This window comes from Campylobacter sp. RM12647 (assembly GCF_020138135.1).
Lineage (GTDB): Bacteria > Campylobacterota > Campylobacteria > Campylobacterales > Campylobacteraceae > Campylobacter_E.
In genome coordinates, this window is the sequence record NZ_JACGAS010000046.1 from 1 (window position 1) to 1,980 (window position 1,980).

1 protein-coding gene and 1 pseudogene are annotated in these 1,980 nt (G+C 25.0%); both read right to left on the reverse strand.

The features are described from left to right. Positions 1 to 201: 201 nt before the first annotated feature. A pseudogene (locus tag AVBRAN12647_RS09755) lies at positions 202 to 786 on the reverse strand (methyl-accepting chemotaxis protein); the annotation flags it as partial. Between the two features lie 587 nt (positions 787 to 1,373). Continuing rightward, the gene (locus AVBRAN12647_RS09505; RefSeq protein WP_214118998.1) at positions 1,374 to 1,865 is read right to left on the reverse strand and encodes a PAS domain-containing protein; all 492 of its coding nucleotides are present in this window, start codon (positions 1,863 to 1,865) and stop codon (positions 1,374 to 1,376) included. Positions 1,866 to 1,980 lie beyond the last annotated feature (115 nt).

Sequence of the window (1,980 nt, forward strand, 5' to 3'; positions counted from 1 at the left end):
CTTTAAGGACTATTAATAGGCTTTTAAATATATAAAAAGTTGCTGCCGAAGTATTTTCATTCATTTATAGAATGTCAAAAGAAATGAAATGATTTTAGATTTATACAAAATCACTCTTAGTATAATTTATTTTAAAAACGAAATTGAATATATTTAAAGGTTTAAGGAATTTAAAAATTTATTTTAAATTCCTTATTTAAACTAGCAATTTTTACACATATTAAAGATTAAATCATCAAATCTTTTCACAAGTCTTACTTGCTCGTCTAATTCTTCACAATTATAAAGCTCTTCGTATAAAGCTAAAATATCTTTAAATATACCTTCTTGCTCTTTTTTAATTGATTTTGCAATGTTTTCTTCTAATGATTTATTTTGTTTTAAATTCTTATTAAGCAAACATCTAATCGCATCATCTTTATAAAGTAATAAATGTATTTGTATAAATAAATTGTTTTGCAATCTACCACTATTTTGAGCATTATTAAAGTTATTTTCAGATAATTTTTCATAAGAACTTAAAGTATCAAAAAACTGATTTGTTTTTTCTTGATTTTTATTGCTAATTTCTGAAACTTGATTTGAATACTCTAAACACTTTTTAACACTTTCTTTTAAAGAATTTATATTCAAATTAATAGTATTAGTAGCTTCTTCTGTATTATTTGCTAATTTTCTTACTTCATCAGCAACTACCGCAAATCCACGACCATGCTCACCTGCTCTTGCTGCTTCAATTGCAGCATTTAATGATAGTAATTGAGTTTGGTCTGTAATGTCTTTTACCATTTCAATAATTTTTGATATTTCATTTGTTTTTTCATTTAGACCATTGATTAAATCAGTAAATAAACCTATGTAATTTTGTAATTCATTTGAGCTTTTTGACAATTCTTTTACCATAGTTTGAGTAGTATGCGAATCATCTGCAATTTGCTTTGAAGAATTTAAAATGCTATTTAAATTAGTTTGATTTGTGCTTAAGCCATTTGTTAAAATATCAATTATACCTGAATCATTATTGTTTTGTTGAACTCTTATACTAAGCTCATTTAAGCGTTGAGTTTCTATACTTTTTGCAATTCCTAAAATAGCACTTACTAAATTATCAGCAGTGCTTTTAAATCTACCTTTTAAACCTACACTATTAATATTTCTATAAGTTGCACCAGAAAAAGCAACTTCAATAGAACTAGCAACTTCTCTTTGCCACACTTCTATTTGGTCTAACAAATTATTTAAATGATTTGCTAATATTGTGTATTTTTCGCCCTTTATACCAGTAACTCTTGATTCTAAATATCCATTTGAAGTTTGCTCTAAAACTTCTATAATTTTATTTAATGCTTCATCATTATTTTTATTAAATATACTCATTTTAGCCCCTGAATACCTATCATAAATTCGTTATAACCTTTATTTTCTTTTTTCAAAATATCTTCTATAATTTTCCAAGAAGCATCAACTCCTTGAGCTTTCTCAACTTCAAGCATTTTAGCATATAAAGCAATAATAACTTCTTTAGCTTTTTTACCTATTTTTCTTCTAACTGAATAATATCCTATCGTATTACCAGATAAATCATAAGATATGCTAATATTGGCAAATACCCAGTAATATCCACCATCAAATGTTCTGTTTTTTACGAAAGCATAAACTTCTTTTCTTCCTTTTAATTGTTGCCACAAGTATCTAAAAACAGCCTTAGGCATATCTTTATGTCTTACAACATTATGTGGCTTATTTAAAACTTCATTTTCTGTTGAACCTATAATTTTTAAAAAAGATTCATTAGCATAAGTAATATTGCCTTTAATATCTGTTTTGCTAACTATAAAGTCATTATCCAATAGTTCCTTTTCCATTTCTTCCCCAATCATTATAATAAAAAAATAATTTTATAATATCTTCATTATTGTAAAATAGAGATATTATATTTTTGTAAATTTATTATCGTGAAATAAATTTTATTACTCAAAC